Raw genomic sequence first — 18,940 nt, forward strand, 5'->3', positions numbered from 1 at the left:
CGGTATGTTGCGAGCGGCAACCGCGTCGACAACGGAGAACGGACATGACGCTCGAGATCATCAGCCAGCGGCCGTCGGAGCGACGGTTCCCGCATCCCCTGCTGTTCGTGCACGGCGCGTGGCACGGTGCCTGGTGCTGGGACGAGCACTTCCTGCCCTGGTTCGCGGCGCGGGGCTTCGAGGCCCACGCCGTGTCCCTGCGCGGGCACGGCGACAGTCCCGGCCGCGAGGGCATCCGCTGGCACCGGATCGCGGATTACGTCGACGACGTGGCCGAGGCCGCCGCGACGCTGGACCGGCCGCCGGTGGTGATCGGCCACTCCATGGGCGGCCTGATCACCCAGAAATACCTGGAGCGGCACCCGGCGCCGGCGGCGGTGCTGCTGGCCACCATCCCCACCCGCGGGGTGCTGCCGTTCGTGACCCGGCTGGGCCTGCACCGGCCGCTGACCCTGGCGTCGAGCCTGCTGCATCTCAGTCCGTACCGGCTGGTCGCCACGCCCGAGCTGTCCACGGCGGCCTTCTTCTCGGAAAGCCTGCCGGAGACGACCCGCCGGGCCTACCACGATCGGTTGGTGGAAGAGTCCTTCCGCATGATCCTGGACGCCGGCGTGCTGGACCTGCCCCGCCCGAAGCGGATCTCGACGCCGATCCTGGTGCTGGGCGCCGACAACGACGCCATCTTTCCGCCGCACGAGATGCGCGCCACCGCCCGCGCCTACGGCGCCGAGTGCGAGATCCTGGCGGACACCGCCCACGACGTGATGCTGGAGCCCCGCTGGGAGGCGGGTGCCGAACGCATCGCGACCTGGCTGCAAGGATACCGCTGACGCGTCACGGCCACGGTGAGAGAATGGCGCGCCCCACCCGACCGCATGCGCTATGACCGACGCCACCGATACCGACCGCCGTCCCCGTATCCGTCTCCGGCCCGGCCGCCATAAGCGCGCCGCCGCCGGCCACCCCTGGGTGTTCTCCAACGAGATCGAGATGGATGCCGCGGCCCGCGCCCTGCCGGCGGGCGGCATCGTCGACCTCCTGAGGGCGGACGGCGGCGCGCTGGCCACGGCCTATTTCAATCCGCACACCCTGATCGCCGCGCGCATCCTGGCCGAGGAGACCGGCGTGCCGGTGGACGCGGATTTCCTGGCCGCGCGCCTGCACTCGGCCTTGGCGTTGCGCGAGACCCTGTTCGATACCCCGCACTACCGGCTGGTGCACGCCGAGGCCGACGGCCTGCCGGGACTGATCGTCGACCGCTACGGCGACACCGTCGTGCTCCAGGCCAACACCGCCGGCATGCAGTCACTGACCGACATGCTCGTCGCCACCCTGGAACAGGTGCTTCCGGGCATCAAGATCGTGCTCAAGAACGACGCCCCGGCGCGGCGGCTGGAGGGGCTCGACGACGACGTGCGCGTGCTGCGCGGCGAGCCGGCCTCGCCCCTGCCCCTGGTGGAGAACGGCCTAACCTTCTACGCCGACCCGCTGTCCGGCCAGAAGACCGGCTGGTTCTACGATCACCGCGCCAATCGGGCGTACGCGGCCGCCCTGGCGCGACGGCTGAACGGTCCCCGCGTGCTGGATTGCTACGCCTATGCCGGCGGCTTCGCGGTGGCTTGCGCCGCGGCGGGCGCGGCCGAGGTCCTGGCCGTCGACCGCTCCGAGGCGGCCCTCGCGCTCGCCGAGCGAGCGGCCGCCGCCAACGATGTCGGCGACCGCTGCCGCTTCCGGCGCGGCGAGGCCTTCGCCACCCTCACCGAGCTGACCGAGGCCGGCACGCAGTTCGACCTCGTGATCGCCGATCCGCCGGCCTTCGCGAAGGCGCGGCGCGATATCAAGCCGGCGCTCAAGGGCTATCGCAAGCTGACCCGCCTGGCGGCGGCCGCCGTGGCGCCGGGCGGCTTCCTGATATTGGCGTCCTGCAGCCATCACGTGGACGGCAACGCCCTGCTGGAGGCCGCGGGCCGCGGCCTGCGCGACGCCGGCCGCGCGGCGCGCGTGCTGCGCCGCGCCGGCGCCGACGCCGACCACCCGGTACATCCGCGGTTGCCCGAGAGCGCCTACCTGAAGACACTTGTGATACAACTCGATTAAACCCGAACCGGAGCATCACCGGCACCCGCGACCGGGAGGATATCCATGAGCTGCTGCCATCACTACGAGTTCGTCGAGGGCGGCGACAACGCCTTCACCGTCGACGCCTCCACCCTGACCTTCGGCCGCGGCTGCCTGCGCGAGGCCGGCGACCGCGCGGCCGCCCTGGGCATGCGCCGGGTGGCCCTGTTCACCGACCCGCACCTGGCGGCCCTGCCCCATGTCGAGACCGTGCGGGAATCGCTCCGCAAGGCGGGTCTCGACGTGGTGGTCTACGACGAGGTCCGGGTGGAACCCACCGACGGCTCGTTCCGGAACGCCGCGCGCTTCGCCCGCGAAGCGCGGCCCGACGGCTACGTCTCGGTCGGCGGCGGCTCGGTGATCGATACCTGCAAGGCGGCCAACCTCTACGCCAGCCATCCCGCGGACTTCCTGACCTACGTGAACGCGCCCATCGGCGACGGCGCCCCCGTGCCGGGGCCGCTCGCCCCGCACATCGCCTGCCCCACCACCAGTGGCACGGGCAGCGAGTGCACCGGCATCACCATCTTCGATTTCGAATCGATGCGGGCCAAGACCGGCATCGCCTCGCGCGCGCTGCGTCCGAGCCAGGCCCTGGTGGACCCCGAGGTCACCGCCACCCTGCCGGGCGCGGTGGTGGCGGCCAGCGGCTTCGACGTGCTCTCGCACGCCCTGGAGTCCTACACCGCCCGGCCCTACACCCGACGCCCGGCGCCGGACAACTTCGCCCAGCGTCCCATGAGCCAGGGCGCCAACCCCTGGAGCGACCTCGGCTGCGCCGAGGCCCTGCGCCTGACCGGCGAGTACCTGGTGCGGGCGGTGCGCGACGCGGCGGACGCCGAGGCCCGCGAACAGATGATGTGGGCGGCGACCCTGGCGGGCATCGCGTTCGGCAACGCGGGCGTGCACGCCCCGCACGGCATGTCCTACGCGGTCGCCGGCCTGGTGCGCGATTACATGCCGCCCGGCTACGACGCCGACCACGCGATGGTGCCGCACGGCATGTCGGTGATCGTCAACGCCCCCGCCGTGTTCCGGCACCTCGCCGCGCAGGCGCCCGAGCGCCACCTGGACGGTGCCCGCTGGCTGGGCGCCGATGCCGCCGGCGCGACCCCCGCCGACGCCGGCGAGGTCCTGGCCAAGCGCCTGATCGGCATGATGCGCGAGACGGACATGCCCAACGGGCTGTCCGGCGTCGGCTACGGCGAGGCCGACATCGCCGCGCTCACCAAGGGCGCCTACCCCCAGCAGCGGCTGCTCAAGAACGCGCCGGTGGACATCACCGAAGACCTCCTCGGCGAGCTGTTCACCGACGCCGTCCAATATTGGTAAAGAGAAATGAACCACAGAGGCACAGAGACACAGAGGCAAGAGCCACAAAGAATAAAAATAATTTTTCCTCTTAATCTTCGTGCTATTTCTTGCATTTTCTAGTTATTTATATATTTCTTTTCTCTGTGTCTCTGTGTCTCTGTGGTTAGTAATATGAAAGACGAAATTCCGAGTCGGGCCGACTACCGGCACTTCGTGCCCATCACCACGCGCTGGGCGGACAACGATGTCTACGGGCACGTCAACAATGTCACCTACTACGCCTACTTCGACACCGCCGCCAACCGCTACCTGATCGACGCCGGCGGCCTCGACATCCACGCGGATCCCGTGTTCGGCATCGTGGTCGAATCCCAGTGCCGGTACCACGCCGCGGTGGCCTTTCCCGAGGCGCTGGAGGCGGGCGTGCGCGTCGACCGCCTGGGCAACCGCGCCGTCACCTATGGCATCGGCATCTTCCGCGAGGGCGAGGACACCGCCGCGGCCCACGGCCACTTCGTGCACGTCTTCGTGGAACGCGACAGCCGCCGGCCGACCCCCATCCCCGACAAGATCCGCCGGGCGCTGGAAGCGATCCGTGTGGATGTCTAGAACTCAAGACTAACCACAGAGGCACAGAGGACACAGAGAAAAGGAATTCAACATAATCATGAAAAGACAAAGAGACCGGGGGTAAAAGGGCAAAGCGCTGCGTATTACCAAGCCCTTTCATGGCTTTCATCTTCAAACCTCTGTGTTCTCCGTGTCTCTGTGGTTAATCTTCAACAACCGGGTCAGGAATCCGGGTGAAGGCGATGCGCATGGGGGCCGCGTCCATGGCCCCGTGGGCGCCGCCGAGGTAGACCGCCTGCTTGCCGAAGCGGCCGTTGAGGGCGTCCACCGCGGCATTCAGGCGGCTGCGCTGGCGACCGTCGCCGAACAGATCCAGCGACCGGCCGCGCGCCGCGCTCAGGTGGGTCAGGGTCACGCCGACCTTGAGCAGACCGGCCCGGCGGCGCGGACGATCGTCCCACAGCGCCCGCAGGACCCGCGACAGGGCCAGGGTGTCGTCGCTGGCGTCCAGGCGCCGCTTGCCGTGCCAGCGGCGGCCGTCGACATAGCCCAGATCCAGTGTCATCCCGCCGGCGACCAGACCCTGGCCGCGCAGCCGCCAGGCCGCCTTCTGCAGCAGCCGATGGGCGACGCGCACCGCGAGCGCGTCGCGGCGCATGTCCGGCGGCAGCACGTGCGAATGACCGACGGTGGCGCGCGCCGACGGCCGCTCGAACGAGGGCGCGCCGCGCAGCGCCGCGTGCATGCGCTCGCCGCCGACGCCGCCCCAGATCGCCGCCAGCTCCGCCGGGCCGGCCGCGCACAGGGTCCGCACATCGCGGATGCCGGCCGCCCGCAGCCGGGCCAGCATGCGCGGCCCCACGCCGTGCAGCTCGCCCAGTTCCAGGCGGTACAGGGCGTCGGGCAGGTCCGCCGCCTCCAGCACGGTGATGCCGTCCGGTTTGTCCATCTTGGAGGCGGTCTTGGCCAGGAAACGGTTGGGCGCGATGCCGATCGAGCAGGTCACCGCCGCCTTTCGCCGCACGGCCGCCTTGATCGCGGCGGCGACCCCCTCGGCCCGGTCCCGCTGCCGCCAGGTGCCGGTGAGACGGCACGCCACCTCGTCGATGGAGGCGACCTCGTCGATCGGGATGCAGCTCTCGATGGCGCGCAGGAGCTTGTGATGATAAGCGATGTAGACCTCGTGCCGGGCCTGGACGAAGGCGATGTCCGGGCACAGGCGGCGGGCTTCCGCCACGCCCGTGCCGGTCTTCACGCCGAAGGCCTTGGCCTCGTAGCTGGCGGCGATACAGCAGGTCGTGTCCGCCTGCAGCGGCACCACCGCCACCGGCCGGCCGGCCAGGTTGTCCGGATCCTCCGCCTGCTCCACCGAGGCGAAGAAGGAATCGAAATCCACGAACAGGGCGTTGAGGATCATCGGCGGCATTCCTCCCGCGGCCCGGACCGGGCACGGCATGACTGTATTTTTATACAGTTTGCGTGGGCGCGCGATCTCGGTCAATCTGCGCGTCCGGCACCCGGCCCCGTATGGACGGGGCCGAACCGCGAGGGATCGAGGAAACGATGTTGCGCCGGCACGTCCTGCCGTACCTGATCTGGCTGGTCTACCGCCTGTGGTCGCTGTCCTGGCGATCGGCATCGGTGGAGCACCCGAGCGTGGCCAGCGCCCGCCGCGAGGGGCGGCCGTGCATCTACGCCCACTGGCACGGCGACGAGCTCGCCATACTGCGCCTGGTCGGCCCCTACCGGATCGCCACCATGACCTCCACCAGCCGCGACGGGCAGGTCATGGACCGGGTGCTGCGGCTGCTCGGCGGCACCAGTTGCCGCGGCAGTTCCTCGCGCGGCGGCATGGGCGCGCTCAAGGGCCTGGTGCGGCTATGCCGGAACGGCCACAACGCCTCCCTGGCGGTCGACGGTCCGCGCGGGCCGCTGCACGAGGTCAAGCCCGGCGTGTTCCAGCTCGCGCGTCTGGCTGGCGGCGTGGTGGTGCCGGTGGGCGTCGCCGCCAGCGCCGCCCACGTCTTCCACAAGTCCTGGAACAAGGCGCAGTTCCCCTGGCCCTGCGCCCGGGTCGTGACCGTCTTCGGCCCGGCGATGGAGCCGGCCGAACGCTGCGTCGAGAACGGCTACGACGAGGCGGCCCGCGAGCTGGCGGACGCCATCCATGCCGCGAGCGCCGACGCCCGCCGCAGCCTCGGCGAGCATGCCGTTCCGCGGGCCGGCGACTGACCCTCTCAACGCGCCGCCAGGTAGCGCTCCCCGAACAACATCTCGAGCTGCAGGGACAAGCCCGGCTCCGCTCGGAAACCCTCCTGGCGCTGCCAGATCACGTCGGGCACCACCGACAGGAACATCCAGTCCTGATGCACGCGGCGCCGGAAGCGCACGCCCACGCGGTAGCGTTCGCTGCGCAGCACCGGGCGGCTGACCGCTTCCATGCCGATCTCGTAGGCCAGGGAATTGCGGGCATCCAGGATCTGATACAGGGCGACGCCGTGACCCAGGGTCCACTCGTCGGTCTCGTCCAGCCAGCGGTAGCGCGTGCTGGCGCGCAGGGCGAAGCGCTCGTCCAGGCGCCGGTCGAGATCGACCTCCGCGGTCTGGCCGGCGCCGTCCGCGTCGAACCAGTAAAGGGTCTCCTTGAAACGCAGCCGCCAATCGCCCAGCGACCAGGCACGACGCGCGCGGGCGCGCGCGAACGCTTCCGGCGGCGTGCGCACCTTGATGCCGGCGTCCGTGCTGAGCTGGAAACCCGCGGTTTCCGTGAAGACCCGCCGCAGGCCGGCGAACAGCCCCGAGGCATCGTCGTCCTCGCCCTCGCGGCGTGCGTTGGCCGGGCCGTCGCTGCGGGGATCGAGCTCGGCGGCCGCGCTTTCCAGCAGGAGCTTGAAGCGGTGCTCGGTACGCGGCAGGTCGACTTTCACGCGGAAGTCGGCGCCCGTCTCGTTGTCGCCGGCCTCCGCGAACTGCTGCTCCAGCTCGATCTCGACATAGCTGCCCGAGACCTCGTCGTAGACATCGCTGGAGCCGAAATAGCTGTCGATCTGGCGGGACAAGTTGCCCACGCGCCGCGAGAACCAGGCGTGCGGCGCGTTCAGATAGTCGAGGTAACCGCTGCCGGGGTCCGCGGGCGACGCTTCCGGCGCGGCCGCATCCTCGGCGCCGGCCGCCAGGAACGGCAGCCAGGCGGCGACAAGCGCCAGTGCGGTGCGACGGATCGATCCCCCGTTCATCCCTCCGTCATAACCGCTCGCCCGCCGCGGGGCAAGCGGCGGCCGCCCGCGGCGCCGCGGGCGGCCGCCTGCCGGGTCGCGTCAGACCGTGCCGGCCGCGAGACCTTCGGCACCGCGCTCGCGGCGCAGCAGCAGGTAGAGCAGCGGTCCGATGGAGCCGCCCACCAGCGTGAGCCCGACATAAGGCCAGGGGTTCGCGCCGCGCCGGCGGGCATCCGCCACCAGCCAGACCAGGATCAACCCGCAGGCGATGGCCAGGTCGGCCAGGATCTGGATCGCGCCCCAGTCCGCGAGCCCCGCCCGCCAGATGCCCAGGTAGCCCACCTGGAACATCGCGTACGCGGACAGCGCCGCGAAATCGAGCAACACCAGGGCCACCAGCAGTTTCTTCCAGTCAAACGTCATGTCCGTCTCCTTGCGTCGTGTCGCGGCCTCCATGTTCCGGGCCGGCGGCGGCGCGGCAATTACCCCGGACGTAATTGCCGGACGTACACTCCCCGCTAGGCTATTGTCGACGGCGTCACAGGGAGGACCGGAGAGCCGCGATGACCGCGACCACATGGCAATGCCCCGACGGCGGCCGGCTGCAGGGCGATGTATTCGAGGCGGACGTACCCCTCGCGCGGGCGGTGCTGGCGCCGGGCATGGGCATCCCGCGCGGCTTCTACCGGCGCTTCGCGGCCTATCTGGCCGGACGCGGCATCGCCACCGTCACCTTCGATTACGGCGATCGCCCCGGGACCCGCATGTCCGACTGGGGTCGCCGCGACCTGGAAACGGTGCTCGCGGCCCAGCCCGCGGACCTACCCCTGTTCCTGGTCGGCCATAGCTGCGGCGGCCAGCTCGCGGGCCTGGCGCCGAGCGCGCGCCGCCTGTCCGGCCTCGTGCTGGTCGCGGCCCAGAGCGGCCACTGGCGGCACTGGCACGGCCGCGGCCGGCTCGGCATGTGGCTTCTGTGGCACGTCCTGATCCCCCTGCTGGCACACGGGCGGCGCTTCCCCGCGCGGCGCCTGGGGATGTTCGGCCGGGACGTGCCGGCGGGCGTGGCGCGGCAATGGGCGCAGTGGGGCCGACGGCGGCGCTACCTGTTCGAGCCCTCGCCGGGGCTGGATACGGCGCTCTACCGCGAGCTCGCGGTGCCGGCGCTGGCCTACGGCTTCGCCGACGACGGCTATGCCCCGGCGCCCGCGATCGACGCCCTGCTTGCCGAGTATCCGCGATTGACCGTCGAGCGACGGCAGGTGACGCCGGCCGACGCCGGGCTCGACGCCATCGGCCACATGGGATTTTTCCGCGAGGGCGCACGGGAAGCCCTGTGGCAACCGACCGCGGACTGGCTCCTGACCGCCGCGCGAGAAACGGAGAGTCGGCATGGCTAGCGTCGCCACGGCGGCGGAGAACACGGGCTTCGGCGACGCCCTGCGCCGCTGGCGGCGCGAGCGGCGGCTGTCGCAGCTCGACCTGGCGCTGGCCGCGGATGTCTCCCAGCGGCACCTGAGCTTCCTGGAGTCCGGACGTGCCCGGCCCAGCCGCGCCATGACCCTGCAACTGGCGGAGGCACTGGACCTGCCGCTGCGCGAGCGCAACCGGCTCCTGGTGGCGGCCGGCTTCGCCCCGGTCTACGCGACCCGCGACCTGGACGACGCCGACATGGCCCCGGTGCGCCACGCCCTGGACCTGATGCTGTCCCATCTCGAGCCCAACCCGGTACTGGTGCTCGACCGCAACTGGAACATGCTCCGACACAACCGCGCCATGGACCGCGCCTTCGCCGCGCTCGGCGACCCCGAGGCGCTCTGGGCGCGGGTCTGCGGCGACGGTCCCCGCAACCTGCTCAAGTTCACCTTCCACCCCGCCGGCGCGCGGCCGTTCATCCGCAACTGGGAGGAAGTGGCCGGCCTGCTGCTCTGGCGCGGACGCCGCGAGGCGGAGGCCGACGCCAACGATACCCTGCACGCGGTGATCGACGAGATCCTGGACTACGAGGGTATCCCCCGCCGCTGGCGGCTGCCCACGCATCCCGACGGCCCGCCCCCGCCGATCCTGCCCCTGGAGTACGAGCTGGGCGGTCAGGTTCTGAGCCTGTTCTCGATGCTGTCGGGCTTCGGCACCGCCCAGGATGTGACCGCGGAGGAGATCCGGATCGAGACCTTCTTTCCCGCGGACGACGCCTCCGCGGCCCTCCTGCGGGCCCTGGCGGCCGCCGACTGAACCCGGCGGCGACGCCGCCGCATCCGGACGCGGCCTTCCTGCGTTATTGTCCCGCAGGAACATCCACGGAAACTCTCGGCATGGAACCCCTGATCGCCTATCTCCTGGGCCTGGCCGTCGCCGTCGCCCTGGTCACGGCCACCTGGCTGGTACAGCTCGCGACCCACGACGCGGGCGTGGTGGACGCGGTCTGGTCGGCCACGCTCGGGCTCCTGGGCCTGCTCTACGCGGCGGTCGGCGACGCCCCGGCGCCGGTCCGCCTGCTGCTGGCCGTGATGGCCGGCGCGTGGGCCTTCCGGCTGGCGGCACACCTCGCCCTGCGCATGCGCGGCCGTCCCGAGGATGCCCGCTACGCCGCCGCCCGCCGTGCCTGGGGCCGGCGCGCCGACCTCTACATGCTGCTGTTCTTCTGGTTCCAGGCGGTCGTGGCCTGGGTGCTGTCGCTGCCGTTCCTGGTGATCGCCTACCGTCCGGACATGCCGGCCGCCGGCTGGCTGGCCGCCGCCGGCATCGTCTGGCTGGTCTCGGTCGCCGGCGAGGCCCTGGCCGACCGTCAGCTCGAACGCTTCCGGCGCGATCCGGCCAACGCCGGCCGGGTCTGCGACCGGGGGCTGTGGCGCTATTCCCGGCACCCGAACTATTTCTTCGAGTGCCTGCACTGGCTGGCCTACCCGCTGCTCGCCGCCGGCGCGCCCTACTGGTGGGCGACCCTGGCCAGCCCCGCGATCATGGCCTGGCTGCTGCTGCGGGTCTCCGGTATCCCCACGGTGGAATCGGCCGAGGGCAAGTCCCGGCGCATCGGCTACGACGACTACGTGCGCCGCACCAGCGCCTTCATCCCCTTGCCGCCGAAACGGAACTGACCCATGGAAACCCTGCCCATCGAGCTCTGCGAGCGGGGCCTGGTGCCCGACGCGCTGGCCCGCGCCGGCATGCGGCGCCTGATCGCGAGCCGCCTGACCGGCCCCGAGGCCGAGGACGGCGAGGCCCGCAACGCCGCCTATCGGGCGCTGGTGGCGGCGGCGCGAACCGGCCCCATCGCCCGCCACACGGACGAGGCCAACGACCAGCATTACGAGGTGCCGGCGGACTTCTTCACGCTGGTGCTGGGACCGCGCCTCAAGTACAGCGGCTGCCTGTTCGCGGACGGCATCGCCGACCTGGGCGCGGCCGAGGAGGCCATGCTCGGCCTCTACGCCGAGCGCGCCGGCCTCGCGGACGGCCAGCGCATCCTCGACCTGGGCTGCGGCTGGGGCTCCTTCTGCCTGTGGGCGGCGGCCCGCTACCCGGACGCCGAGGTCCACGCGGTCTCCAATTCCGCCGGGCAGCGCGCGCACATCGAGGCGCGCGCGGCGGCGCTCGGCCTCGGCAATCTCCGGGTCGAGACCTGCGACATCAACCGCTACGAACCCGCCGGCGCCCCCTTCGACCGCGTGGTGTCGGTGGAGATGTTCGAGCACATGAGCAACCACCGGGCACTGATGGCGCGCATCGCCGACTGGCTGGCGCCGGACGGCCGGTTCTTCCTGCACATCTTCTGCCACCGGCTGCTGGCCTATCCCTTCGCCACCGGCGGGCGCTACGATTGGATGGGCCGGCATTTCTTCACCGGCGGCCTGATGCCCTCCGAGAACTGGCCGCTGGAGTTTCAGACACACCTGACCGTGCGCGACCATTGGTGGGTCTCCGGCCGGCACTACCGGGCCACCGCCGACGCCTGGCTGGCGAACCTGGACGCCCGCCGCGACGCGGTGCGGGCGCTGTTCGCGGACGCCTACGGCGCGGCCCTGGCGGACCGGCAGCGTCACCGCTGGCGGATGTTCTTCATGGCGGTCTCGGAGCTGTTCGGCTTCGAGGACGGCAACCAGTGGGGCGTGGGCCATTACCTGTTCGGCCCGCGCGCGACCTGACAGGAGAGGAGAGACACACTCATGCGGCATCTATGGGCCCTGGCGGCGCTGACCCTCGCCACCGGCGCGTCGGCGCAGCTCGAGCGCGAGTGCTTCACCGGCTACGCCTACCACCCCGACAACGGCGAGCTCGTCTATACCGAGCACCACGACCGCGTGCGCGACGCACAGGGCCGCGCCACCGACTGGCGCATCACCTATCGCGGTCCCGACGGCGAGGTGATCGCCGACAAGACCATGGATTTCAGCCACAACCGCTTCGTGCCGGTGTTCACCCTCGTACACGAGCGCACCGGCGACATGGAGGGCATCCGGCGCGACGGCGGGGACGGCAACCCCGGCTGGCGCATGGTGGAACGCGACGGCCCCGACGGCGAGCGCCTGACGGAGCCGTTCGAGGTGACCGCGGACACCGCGGCCGATTCCGGTTTCCATCCCTTCGTGAAGGCCCACTTCGCGCGCCTGATGGCCGGCGACACGGTGCGCTTCCGCTTCGCCGTGGCCGGCAGCCGGCAAGTGCTCGACATGCGCGCCCGGCGCGTCGACGACACCGAGTTCGAGGGCGAGCCCGCCGCGCGCTTCCGCGCCGAGCTGGACATGTTCCTGATCAACTGGTTCGTGGACGGGCTGGTCCTGACCTACGACCCGGACGACAAGCGGCTGCTGGAATACCGCGGCATCTCCAACATGCAGAACGCCGAGGGCGAACGCTTCCCGGTGCGGGTGAGCTACTACCGCGAGAAGCCGCCCGAGGCGGACGCGGTGACCACCGCCTGCGGCGGCCGATAGGGCCTGTTAACCCTTCCCGCGTGCGGCGCGCTGGAAGGTCGCAATGGCGGTAATCACCCTCGGCAAGCAGCCAGCCAGAAAATTAACCACAGAGGCGCACAGAGGGAAATGACTGTTGTCCCGGACACGATCACGGTTTTCAAGCGGAAGAGGCGGATAGCCCGCCAAGGTCCGTTACCAACCCGGCAATTCGGTCGCCGGGGCGCTGCGCGATCGGCGCCGTGCCGAGTCAAGGCGCTTGTTTTATCCACAGATTGACACCGATTAACGCAGATTGGTTAGGGCTGTTCTTTAATCTGCGTCCATCGGCGTAATCTGCGGATCATTTCTTCCGGGAAGCGCCCGCCAAGGTCCGTTGCCACCCCGGCAATTCGGTCGCCGGGGCGCTGCGCGGTCGGTGCCGTGCCGAGCCAAGGCGTTTGTTTTTATCCACAGATGACACCGATTAACGCAGATTGGTTAGGGCTGTTCTTTAATCTGCGTCCATCGGCGTAATCTGCGGATCATTTCTTCCGGGAAGCGCCCGCCAAGGTCCGTTGCCACCCCGGCAATTCGGTCGCCGGGGCGCTGCGCGGTCGGTGCCGTGCCGAGCCAAGGCGTTTGTTTTTATCCACAGATGACACCGATTAACGCAGATTGGTTAGGGCTGTTCTTTAATCTGCGTCCATCGGCGTAATCTGCGGATCATTTCTTCCGGGAAGCGCCCGCCAAGGTCCGTTGCCACCCCGGCAATTCGGTCGCCGGGGCGCTGCGCGGTCGGTGCCGTGCCGAGCCAAGGCGTTTGTTTTTATCCACAGATGACACCGATTAACGCAGATTGGTTAGGGCTGTTCTTTAATCTGCGTCCATCGGTGTCATCTGTGGATTATTTCTTCCGGGAAGCGCCCGCCAAGGTCCGTTGCCAACCCGGCAATTCGGTCGCCGGGGCGCTGCGCGGTCGGTGCCGTGCCGAGCCAAGGCGTTTGTTTTTATCCACAGATGACACCGATTAACGCAGATTGGTTAGGGCTATTCTTTAATCTGCGTATATCTGCGTAATCTGCGGATTATTTCTTTCGGGAACCGCCCGCCAAGGTCCGTGGCAAACCCGGCAGTTCGATCGCCGGGGCGCTGCGCGGTCGGTGCCGTGCCGAGCCAAGGCGTTTGTTTTTATCCACAGATGACACCGATTAACGCAGATTGGTTAGGGCTGTTCTTTAATATGCGTACATCGGCGTAATCTGCGGATTCTTTCTTCTGGCAAGCGGCCAGCAAGAACCTCTGCGCGCCTCCGTGCGCCTCTGTGGTTTCATGTCCCGCCAACCAAAGCCCGGGTCCGGCGGGAACCCGGCTACTGACCAGACGGCTCACCCGTACCGGTTGATTTCGCGGATTCCCGCCTAGTAGTTCTGCAACTCCGGCTGGCGCTGTAGCCAGGGCTGGATGCGCTCGAAGGCGGCCTCGATGTTGTCCATGGACGTGGAATAGCTGATCCGCAGGATATCGCCGGACCCCTCGCCGAAGGCGTCGCCCGGGATCACGCAGACCCCGGTCTCCTCCAGCATGCGCATCGCCAGGTTGCCGGCATCCACGCCCGCCGGCAGCGACGGCGCGATGTAGAAGGCCCCCTGCGGCCAGTAACCGGTCAGGCCGTGCGTCTCGGCGACGAGTTCCACGACCCGGTCCCGGCGCCGGCGGTACTCGGTCACCATCTCGTCGATGCAGGTGCGGTCGCCCAGCAGCGCCGCCACCCCGGCCCACTGGGCGGGTGTGTTCGCGACCGTGGTGGTGAACATGTGGTAGCGCCGCAGCATGCGGATGGTGTTCTGGTCGGCGACCACCCAGCCCACGCGCAGCCCCGGCATGGAAAAGGTCTTGGAGAAGCTGGAAACCACGGCGACGTGGTCCAGGTCCATGGCGCAGGTGAGCACGCTCGGGTACTCGATGTCGTCGAGCACCAGGTGGTCGTAAACCTCGTCGGAGATCACCTGCACGCCACGGTAGGCCGCCTCCTGGCAGATCCACTCGACGGTCTCGCGCGGATAGACCGTGCCCGTGGGGTTGCTGGGCGAATTGAGCACGATGGCGTGGGTATTGGGACCGATCGCGCGGATCACCCGTTCGGGGTCGAGCTGGTGGCCGTGCTGGGCGAAGGTCGGCACGGTGCGCACCTGGCCGCCGAGCATCCGGATCAGCGGCGCGTACAGCAGGAAGGTGGGATCGGCGAGGATGAACTCCCGGCCGGGCGCCGCCATGGCGGTGAGCAGCAGGTAGATGCCCTCGGTCGCCCCGGTGGTCACCAGGAAGTTGTCCGGCGACAGGGTGCTGCGATAGCGGGCGCTGTAGTACTCCGAGAGCGCCTCCAGCAGCTCCGGCAGGCCGGCATCCATGGTGTAGCCGGTCTGCCCGGCCTCCAGCGCATGGATGTGGGCGTCGATGATGTGGCGCGGCGTCGGGAAGTCCGGCTGGCCGATGGACAGGTGGATGACGTCCTCGAGCTCGGCCGCCCGATTGACCATCCGGCGGATCCCCGAGATCGGGATCGCCTGCATGGCCGGGTTCCAGGTGAGCCGGCCGCGGACGTACCGGTCCTCCGGATCGGCGGCGAGCACCCGCCGTTCGGTCTCCTCGCGTTCCTCGGCCGTCGTCGCCATTGCCTGACCCGCCTGCTGTGTGTGTGTGACAGCGTCGAGGCTATGGCGAGCGCCGCGGGGGGTCAAGACAGCGGCAGGCGGCGAGTTGACGATGGCTGAATCGCGCGGGTAACTTCCGGCAGGATTCGCTCCGAAACCCACGGAATCCCATGACCGCACGCAGACACCCGGTGCCGACGCCCCGCTGATGGCAGCGCGCAAGCCGACCGTCACCATCCTCACGGGCAGCGGCGAGCCGCTGCCGCCGGGCCTGGACCCCCTGCCCAGACGGGCCGAGGTCCGCCATGCCGACGACGCCGACAGCCTGTCCGAGCACCTGCCCGGCAGCGAGATCCTGCTCGTGACCGACTTCCGCACGGACGCGCTGGCGCGCGCCTGGCCGCAGGCCGACCGCCTGCGCTGGATCCACGCCACCAGCGCCGGCGTGGACGCGGTGCTGACCGACGACGTGCTGGCATCGGACGTCACGGTCACCAACGCCCGGGGCATCTTCGACGGTGCCATCGCCGAATACGTGCTGGGCGCGATCCTGATGTTCGCCAAGGACACGCACACCAACATCGCGCTCCAGCAACGCCGCGAATGGCGCCACCGCGATACCGAGCGCATCGCCGGCAAACAGCTCCTGGTGGTGGGCGCGGGTGCCATCGGCCGCAGCATCGCCCGCCTGTGCCGGGCCGCGGGCATGCGCGTCCAGGGCGTGGCCCGGCGCGCGCGCGACGAGGACGAAGACTTCGAGAGCGTCTACGCCATCGACACGCTCGGGGCCCAATTGCCCCAGGCCGACTACGTGGTCGTGGCCGCGCCGCTGACACCAGACACCCAGCACCTGTTCTCCACGCCCCAGTTCGCGGCCATGCGGCGCTCGGCCCGCTTCATCAACATCGGCCGCGGCCCGATCGTGGACACCGATGCCCTGGTCCGGGCCCTGCGCGAGAACCGGATCGCCGGTGCCGCCCTGGACGTCTTCGAGGAGGAACCGCTGCCGGCGGACCACCCGCTGTGGGGAATGGACAATGTCCTGATCTCCGCGCACATGGCCGGCGATTTCGTCGGCTGGCGCGAGGCGCTGTCGCGCCAGTTCCTGGACAATCTCGCCTGCTGGCAGGCGGGGGAACCCCTGCACAACATCGTCGACAAGGGGCGCGGCTACGTGCCGCCGCGATGAGCCCCGCCGCGGCCACGCAACACCGACCCGCAACGTGAGTAACGAGACGTGAGTAACGAGATGGCCTCCGACATCGCCGACCTGACCGCCCTGCAGATGCGGGACGCCTTCGCCGCCGGCGAATTGTCGCCGGTCGAGGCCGCCGAGGCCTGCCTGGCCCGCATCCGCGCCCTGGACGATCGGATCCACGCCTATTCCCAGGTGAACGAGGAAATCACCCTGGCCGAGGCGCGCGCCGCGGAGACCCGCTACCGCGAGGGTCGCGCCGACGGTCTGGTGGACGGCGTGCCGGTGGCGGTCAAGGACATCTTCATGGCCGAGGGCTGGCCCAATCTCAAGGGCTCGCGCCTGATCGACCCGAACAACCCCTGCGACGTGGATAGCCCGGCGGTGGCGGCGCTGCGGCGCCACGGCATGGTCACCGTGGGCCGCACCACCACGCCGGAATTCGGCTGGAAGGGCGTCACCGACAGCCCGCTGGAGGGGCCGACCGGCAATCCCTGGGCGCCGGAACTCACGGCGGGCGGCTCGTCCGGCGGCAGCGCCAGCGCCGTGGTGCTGGGCATGGGCCCGCTGGCCCTGGGCACCGACGCCGGCGGCTCGATCCGCATCCCCGCGGCGTTCTCGGGCCTGTTCGGCCACAAGCCCACCCACGGCCTGTGCCCGATGTGGCCGCCGAGCGCCTTCTGGCCGCTGGCCCACGTCGGGCCGATGACCAAGACGGTGGCCGACTCGGCGCTGCTGATGAACGTGCTCGCCGAGCCGGACCCGCGCGACCCCTCCCTGCCCGGCAACCGCACCGACTTCCTCGCCGAACTGGAAGGCGGGATCGAGGGCCTGCGCATCGCGTACAGCCCCTCGCTGGGCTTCGGCACCGAGGTGGACCCGGAGATCGCCGCCGCGGTCGCCGACGCCGTTCGCCGGCTGGCGGACCTGGGTGCCCGCGTGGAGGAGGTCGATCCCGGCCTGGACGATCCGCGGGCGGCGTTCGACATCCTGTTCTACGGCGGCGCGGCCAACGCCATGCGCGAGATCGGCGCCGCCGACCGCGAGCGCATGGATCCGGGCTTGGCCGCGGTGGCGGCCTGGGCCGAGAAACTGTCGCTGCTGGACTACCAGGGAGCGATGAATGTCCGCGCCAGTTGGATCGAGGCCATGAGCCTGTTCCACGAGCGCTACGACCTGCTGGTCACGCCGACACTGCCGATCCCGGCCTTCCGCAAGGGCCTGGAAGTGCCCGAGGACTGGCCGCACGAACGCTGGCCGACCTGGACGCCGTTCACCTACCCGTTCAACATGACCGGCCAGCCGGCCGCGTCCGTGCCCTGCGGCTTCACCGCCGCGGGCCTGCCCGCCGGCCTGCAGATCGTGGGCCCGCGCCACGCCGACGCCCTGGTGCTGCGCGCGGCGCACGCCTACCAGCAGGCGCACGATTTGAGCGGGCTACGGCCGGACTGGATCGAGGAATCGCCAACCGAGGGTTCGAAATGATCGACTCCACGCTGCTCAAGCGCCCCGAGGGCTACATCGACGGCCAGTGGACCGCGGCCGACGACGGCGGCACGTTCGAGGTGCTCAATCCGGCCAACTGCAAGGCGCTGGCCGAGGTCCCCGCCATGGGCGATGGCGAGACCCGGCGCGCGATCGCCGCCGCCAAGCGGGCGCTGCGCCTGGCGCCGCCCTACTCCCTGGCGCGGCGCCGCGAGTGGCTGACCGACATCCGCGACGCGCTGCTGGACGAGAAGGAGGAGATCGGCCGCATCCTCTGCCTGGAGCACGGCAAGCCCTGGAAGGAGGCCCAGGGCGAGGTCGAGTACGCCGCCGGCTTCTTCGACTACTGCGCCCGCCATCTGGATCTGCTGGCCAGCCGCAAGCTGGAGGAACGCCCCAAGGGCTGCGACTGGGAGGTGCACTTCCGGCCGATCGGCGTGGCCGCGCTGATCACGCCCTGGAACTTCCCCATCGGCATGATCGCCAAGAAACTGTCCGCGGCGCTGGCCGCCGGCTGCCCGACCGTGATCAAGCCGGCCAGCGAGACGCCGCTGACCATGATCGCGGCCTTCACGCTGATGCACGAGCGGGTCGACCTGCCGCCCGGCATGGTGAACCTGGTGATGGGCCGCGCCGGCCCCATCGGCGACCTGCTCTGCGCCCACCCGGACGTCCCCATGCTGAGCTTCACCGGCTCCACCGAGGTCGGCAAGGGCCTGATCGACAAGAGCCGCGACCAGGTCAAGAAACTGGCGCTGGAACTGGGCGGCAACGCCCCCTTCATCGTGTTCGACGACGCCGACCTGGATGCCGCGGCCGACAACCTGATCGGCAACAAATTCCGCGGCGGCGGCCAGACCTGCGTCTGCGCCAACCGTATCTACGTCCAGGCAGGGATCGCCGAGGCCTTCGCCGACAAGCTGGTGGAGCGGGTCAAGGCGCTGCGGGTCGGCGACGGCATGGACGACGACATCGACATCGGCCCGCTGATCAACCGCGCCGGTTTCGAGAAGGTGCGTCGCCACGTTGCCGACGCCCTGGCCAAGGGCGGCACTCTCCTGGCGGGCAAGCATCCCGACGACCTCGACCCGGACCGCGGCCTGTTCTATCCGCCGACCGTGGTCGCGGGCGTGACGCCGGAGATGGAATGCACCCGCGAGGAGACCTTCGGCCCCTTCGTGCCCATGATCACGTTCGACGACGAGGACGAGGCCGTGACCGCCGGCAACGACACCGAATTCGGCCTGGCCGCCTACGTGTTCACCGGCGACGACGAGCGTGCCGCGCGCGTGATCGCCGGCCTGCGCTTCGGTCACGTCGGCTGGAACACCGGCACCGGGCCGACGCCGGAGGCCCCCTTCGGCGGCATGAAGCTGTCCGGCATCGGCCGCGAGGGCGGCGAGGAAGGCCTGATGGAGTACGTCGAGCCGCAGACCGTGCCGCGCGGCGGCTGATCGGCCGGGGCGGCGCACACGGCGCCGCCCGCCCGGTGTAGACTTC

Annotated in this window: 17 protein-coding genes; 13 read left to right on the plus strand and 4 right to left on the minus strand. The window is 70.1% G+C overall.

Annotation, left to right across the window (positions count from 1 at the left end; genetic code table 11):
• Window positions 1-44: 44 nt before the first annotated feature.
• The 4 genes from PC39_RS06675 (at window position 45) to PC39_RS06690 (ending at window position 4,041) form a co-directional block, all read left to right on the plus strand.
• Window positions 45-830, plus strand: coding sequence for an alpha/beta hydrolase (locus PC39_RS06675; protein WP_353252592.1), 786 nt, complete (start codon window positions 45-47; stop codon window positions 828-830).
• A 52-nt stretch (window positions 831-882) separates the two neighbouring features.
• The gene (locus PC39_RS06680; RefSeq protein ID WP_353252593.1) at window positions 883-2,097 is read left to right on the plus strand and encodes a class I SAM-dependent rRNA methyltransferase; all 1,215 of its coding nucleotides are present in this window, start codon (window positions 883-885) and stop codon (window positions 2,095-2,097) included.
• A gap of 45 nt (window positions 2,098-2,142) precedes the next feature.
• Window positions 2,143-3,450 carry a hydroxyacid-oxoacid transhydrogenase gene (locus tag PC39_RS06685; protein WP_353252594.1) on the plus strand — a complete coding sequence of 436 codons (1,308 nt, stop codon included), beginning with the start codon at window positions 2,143-2,145 and terminating at the stop codon, window positions 3,448-3,450.
• Window positions 3,451-3,603: 153 nt separating this feature from the next.
• Window positions 3,604-4,041 (plus strand): acyl-CoA thioesterase, encoded by a 438-nt coding sequence (locus PC39_RS06690; protein ID WP_353252595.1) that lies wholly within the window; start codon window positions 3,604-3,606, stop codon window positions 4,039-4,041.
• Window positions 4,042-4,204: 163 nt separating this feature from the next.
• On the opposite strand, the gene PC39_RS06695 is transcribed toward PC39_RS06690, so the two are convergent.
• Window positions 4,205-5,419 carry a DNA polymerase Y family protein gene (locus PC39_RS06695; RefSeq protein ID WP_353252596.1) on the minus strand — a complete coding sequence of 405 codons (1,215 nt, stop codon included), beginning with the start codon at window positions 5,417-5,419 and terminating at the stop codon, window positions 4,205-4,207.
• Window positions 5,420-5,565: 146 nt separating this feature from the next.
• On the opposite strand from PC39_RS06695, the gene PC39_RS06700 reads away from it, so the two are divergent.
• The gene (locus tag PC39_RS06700; RefSeq protein ID WP_353252597.1) at window positions 5,566-6,234 is read left to right on the plus strand and encodes a lysophospholipid acyltransferase family protein; all 669 of its coding nucleotides are present in this window, start codon (window positions 5,566-5,568) and stop codon (window positions 6,232-6,234) included.
• A gap of 5 nt (window positions 6,235-6,239) precedes the next feature.
• Here the strand turns inward: PC39_RS06700 and PC39_RS06705 are convergent, their stop codons facing one another.
• Together PC39_RS06705 and PC39_RS06710 are read right to left on the minus strand one after the other, a co-directional pair.
• On the minus strand, window positions 6,240-7,238 hold the full coding sequence (locus tag PC39_RS06705) for a hypothetical protein (protein ID WP_353252598.1): 999 nt from the start codon (window positions 7,236-7,238) through the stop codon (window positions 6,240-6,242).
• Between the two features lie 81 nt (window positions 7,239-7,319).
• Window positions 7,320-7,643, minus strand: coding sequence for a DUF2834 domain-containing protein (locus PC39_RS06710; RefSeq protein ID WP_353252599.1), 324 nt, complete (start codon window positions 7,641-7,643; stop codon window positions 7,320-7,322).
• Window positions 7,644-7,783: 140 nt separating this feature from the next.
• Here PC39_RS06710 and PC39_RS06715 point away from each other — a divergent pair, with 140 nt between their 5' ends.
• The 5 genes from PC39_RS06715 to PC39_RS06735 all read left to right on the plus strand — a co-directional run bounded on the left by PC39_RS06715 (window position 7,784) and on the right by PC39_RS06735 (window position 12,148).
• Window positions 7,784-8,617 carry an alpha/beta hydrolase family protein gene (locus PC39_RS06715; protein ID WP_353252600.1) on the plus strand — a complete coding sequence of 278 codons (834 nt, stop codon included), beginning with the start codon at window positions 7,784-7,786 and terminating at the stop codon, window positions 8,615-8,617.
• A complete protein-coding gene (locus PC39_RS06720) occupies window positions 8,610-9,449 on the plus strand; it encodes an MmyB family transcriptional regulator (protein ID WP_353252601.1) in 840 nt (279 codons plus the stop codon). Before PC39_RS06715 ends, PC39_RS06720 begins: the two co-directional genes overlap by 8 nt.
• Window positions 9,450-9,529: 80 nt before the next feature.
• Window positions 9,530-10,312 carry a DUF1295 domain-containing protein gene (locus PC39_RS06725; protein WP_353252602.1) on the plus strand — a complete coding sequence of 261 codons (783 nt, stop codon included), beginning with the start codon at window positions 9,530-9,532 and terminating at the stop codon, window positions 10,310-10,312.
• A gap of 3 nt (window positions 10,313-10,315) precedes the next feature.
• Window positions 10,316-11,359 (plus strand): SAM-dependent methyltransferase, encoded by a 1,044-nt coding sequence (locus PC39_RS06730; protein ID WP_353252603.1) that lies wholly within the window; start codon window positions 10,316-10,318, stop codon window positions 11,357-11,359.
• 21 nt (window positions 11,360-11,380) lie between these two features.
• Complete coding sequence (locus PC39_RS06735; RefSeq protein WP_353252604.1) at window positions 11,381-12,148, plus strand: hypothetical protein; 768 nt, start codon at window positions 11,381-11,383, stop codon at window positions 12,146-12,148.
• Between the two features lie 1,379 nt (window positions 12,149-13,527).
• Here PC39_RS06735 and PC39_RS06740 read toward each other — a convergent pair.
• Complete coding sequence (locus PC39_RS06740; RefSeq protein WP_502950858.1) at window positions 13,528-14,781, minus strand: pyridoxal phosphate-dependent aminotransferase; 1,254 nt, start codon at window positions 14,779-14,781, stop codon at window positions 13,528-13,530.
• Between the two features lie 187 nt (window positions 14,782-14,968).
• On the opposite strand from PC39_RS06740, the gene PC39_RS06745 reads away from it, so the two are divergent.
• From PC39_RS06745 to PC39_RS06755, 3 genes are read left to right on the plus strand one after another with little or no spacing between them, the layout of a single operon-like run.
• Complete coding sequence (locus PC39_RS06745; RefSeq protein ID WP_353252605.1) at window positions 14,969-15,949, plus strand: D-2-hydroxyacid dehydrogenase; 981 nt, start codon at window positions 14,969-14,971, stop codon at window positions 15,947-15,949.
• Between the two features lie 48 nt (window positions 15,950-15,997).
• Window positions 15,998-17,440, plus strand: coding sequence for an amidase (locus tag PC39_RS06750; protein WP_353252606.1), 1,443 nt, complete (start codon window positions 15,998-16,000; stop codon window positions 17,438-17,440).
• Window positions 17,437-18,894: an aldehyde dehydrogenase family protein gene (locus tag PC39_RS06755; protein WP_353252607.1), complete on the plus strand. Its 1,458-nt coding sequence runs from the start codon at window positions 17,437-17,439 to the stop codon at window positions 18,892-18,894. Before PC39_RS06750 ends, PC39_RS06755 begins: the two co-directional genes overlap by 4 nt.
• The last annotated feature ends 46 nt before the right edge of the window (window positions 18,895-18,940 follow it).

The organism is Salinisphaera sp. PC39 (assembly GCF_040361335.1).
In the GTDB taxonomy this organism is placed as follows: domain Bacteria; phylum Pseudomonadota; class Gammaproteobacteria; order Nevskiales; family Salinisphaeraceae; genus APNM01.

Excerpts from the sequence above, each read along its gene's own strand:
- PC39_RS06695 (WP_353252596.1), bottom strand. The coding sequence starts at position 5,419 with ATGATCCTCAACGCCCTGTTCGTGGATTTCGATTCCTTCTTCGCCTCG.
- PC39_RS06680 (WP_353252593.1), top strand. The coding sequence starts at position 883 with ATGACCGACGCCACCGATACCGACCGCCGTCCCCGTATCCGTCTCCGG.
- PC39_RS06675 (WP_353252592.1), top strand. The coding sequence starts at position 45 with ATGACGCTCGAGATCATCAGCCAGCGGCCGTCGGAGCGACGGTTCCCG.
- PC39_RS06700 (WP_353252597.1), top strand. The coding sequence starts at position 5,566 with ATGTTGCGCCGGCACGTCCTGCCGTACCTGATCTGGCTGGTCTACCGC.
- PC39_RS06720 (WP_353252601.1), top strand. The coding sequence starts at position 8,610 with ATGGCTAGCGTCGCCACGGCGGCGGAGAACACGGGCTTCGGCGACGCC.
- PC39_RS06745 (WP_353252605.1), top strand. The coding sequence starts at position 14,969 with ATGGCAGCGCGCAAGCCGACCGTCACCATCCTCACGGGCAGCGGCGAG.
- PC39_RS06710 (WP_353252599.1), bottom strand. The coding sequence starts at position 7,643 with ATGACGTTTGACTGGAAGAAACTGCTGGTGGCCCTGGTGTTGCTCGAT.
- PC39_RS06730 (WP_353252603.1), top strand. The coding sequence starts at position 10,316 with ATGGAAACCCTGCCCATCGAGCTCTGCGAGCGGGGCCTGGTGCCCGAC.
- PC39_RS06735 (WP_353252604.1), top strand. The coding sequence starts at position 11,381 with ATGCGGCATCTATGGGCCCTGGCGGCGCTGACCCTCGCCACCGGCGCG.
- PC39_RS06755 (WP_353252607.1), top strand. The coding sequence starts at position 17,437 with ATGATCGACTCCACGCTGCTCAAGCGCCCCGAGGGCTACATCGACGGC.
- PC39_RS06685 (WP_353252594.1), top strand. The coding sequence starts at position 2,143 with ATGAGCTGCTGCCATCACTACGAGTTCGTCGAGGGCGGCGACAACGCC.
- PC39_RS06725 (WP_353252602.1), top strand. The coding sequence starts at position 9,530 with ATGGAACCCCTGATCGCCTATCTCCTGGGCCTGGCCGTCGCCGTCGCC.
- PC39_RS06690 (WP_353252595.1), top strand. The coding sequence starts at position 3,604 with ATGAAAGACGAAATTCCGAGTCGGGCCGACTACCGGCACTTCGTGCCC.
- PC39_RS06740 (WP_502950858.1), bottom strand. The coding sequence starts at position 14,781 with ATGGCGACGACGGCCGAGGAACGCGAGGAGACCGAACGGCGGGTGCTC.
- PC39_RS06705 (WP_353252598.1), bottom strand. The coding sequence starts at position 7,238 with ATGAACGGGGGATCGATCCGTCGCACCGCACTGGCGCTTGTCGCCGCC.
- PC39_RS06715 (WP_353252600.1), top strand. The coding sequence starts at position 7,784 with ATGACCGCGACCACATGGCAATGCCCCGACGGCGGCCGGCTGCAGGGC.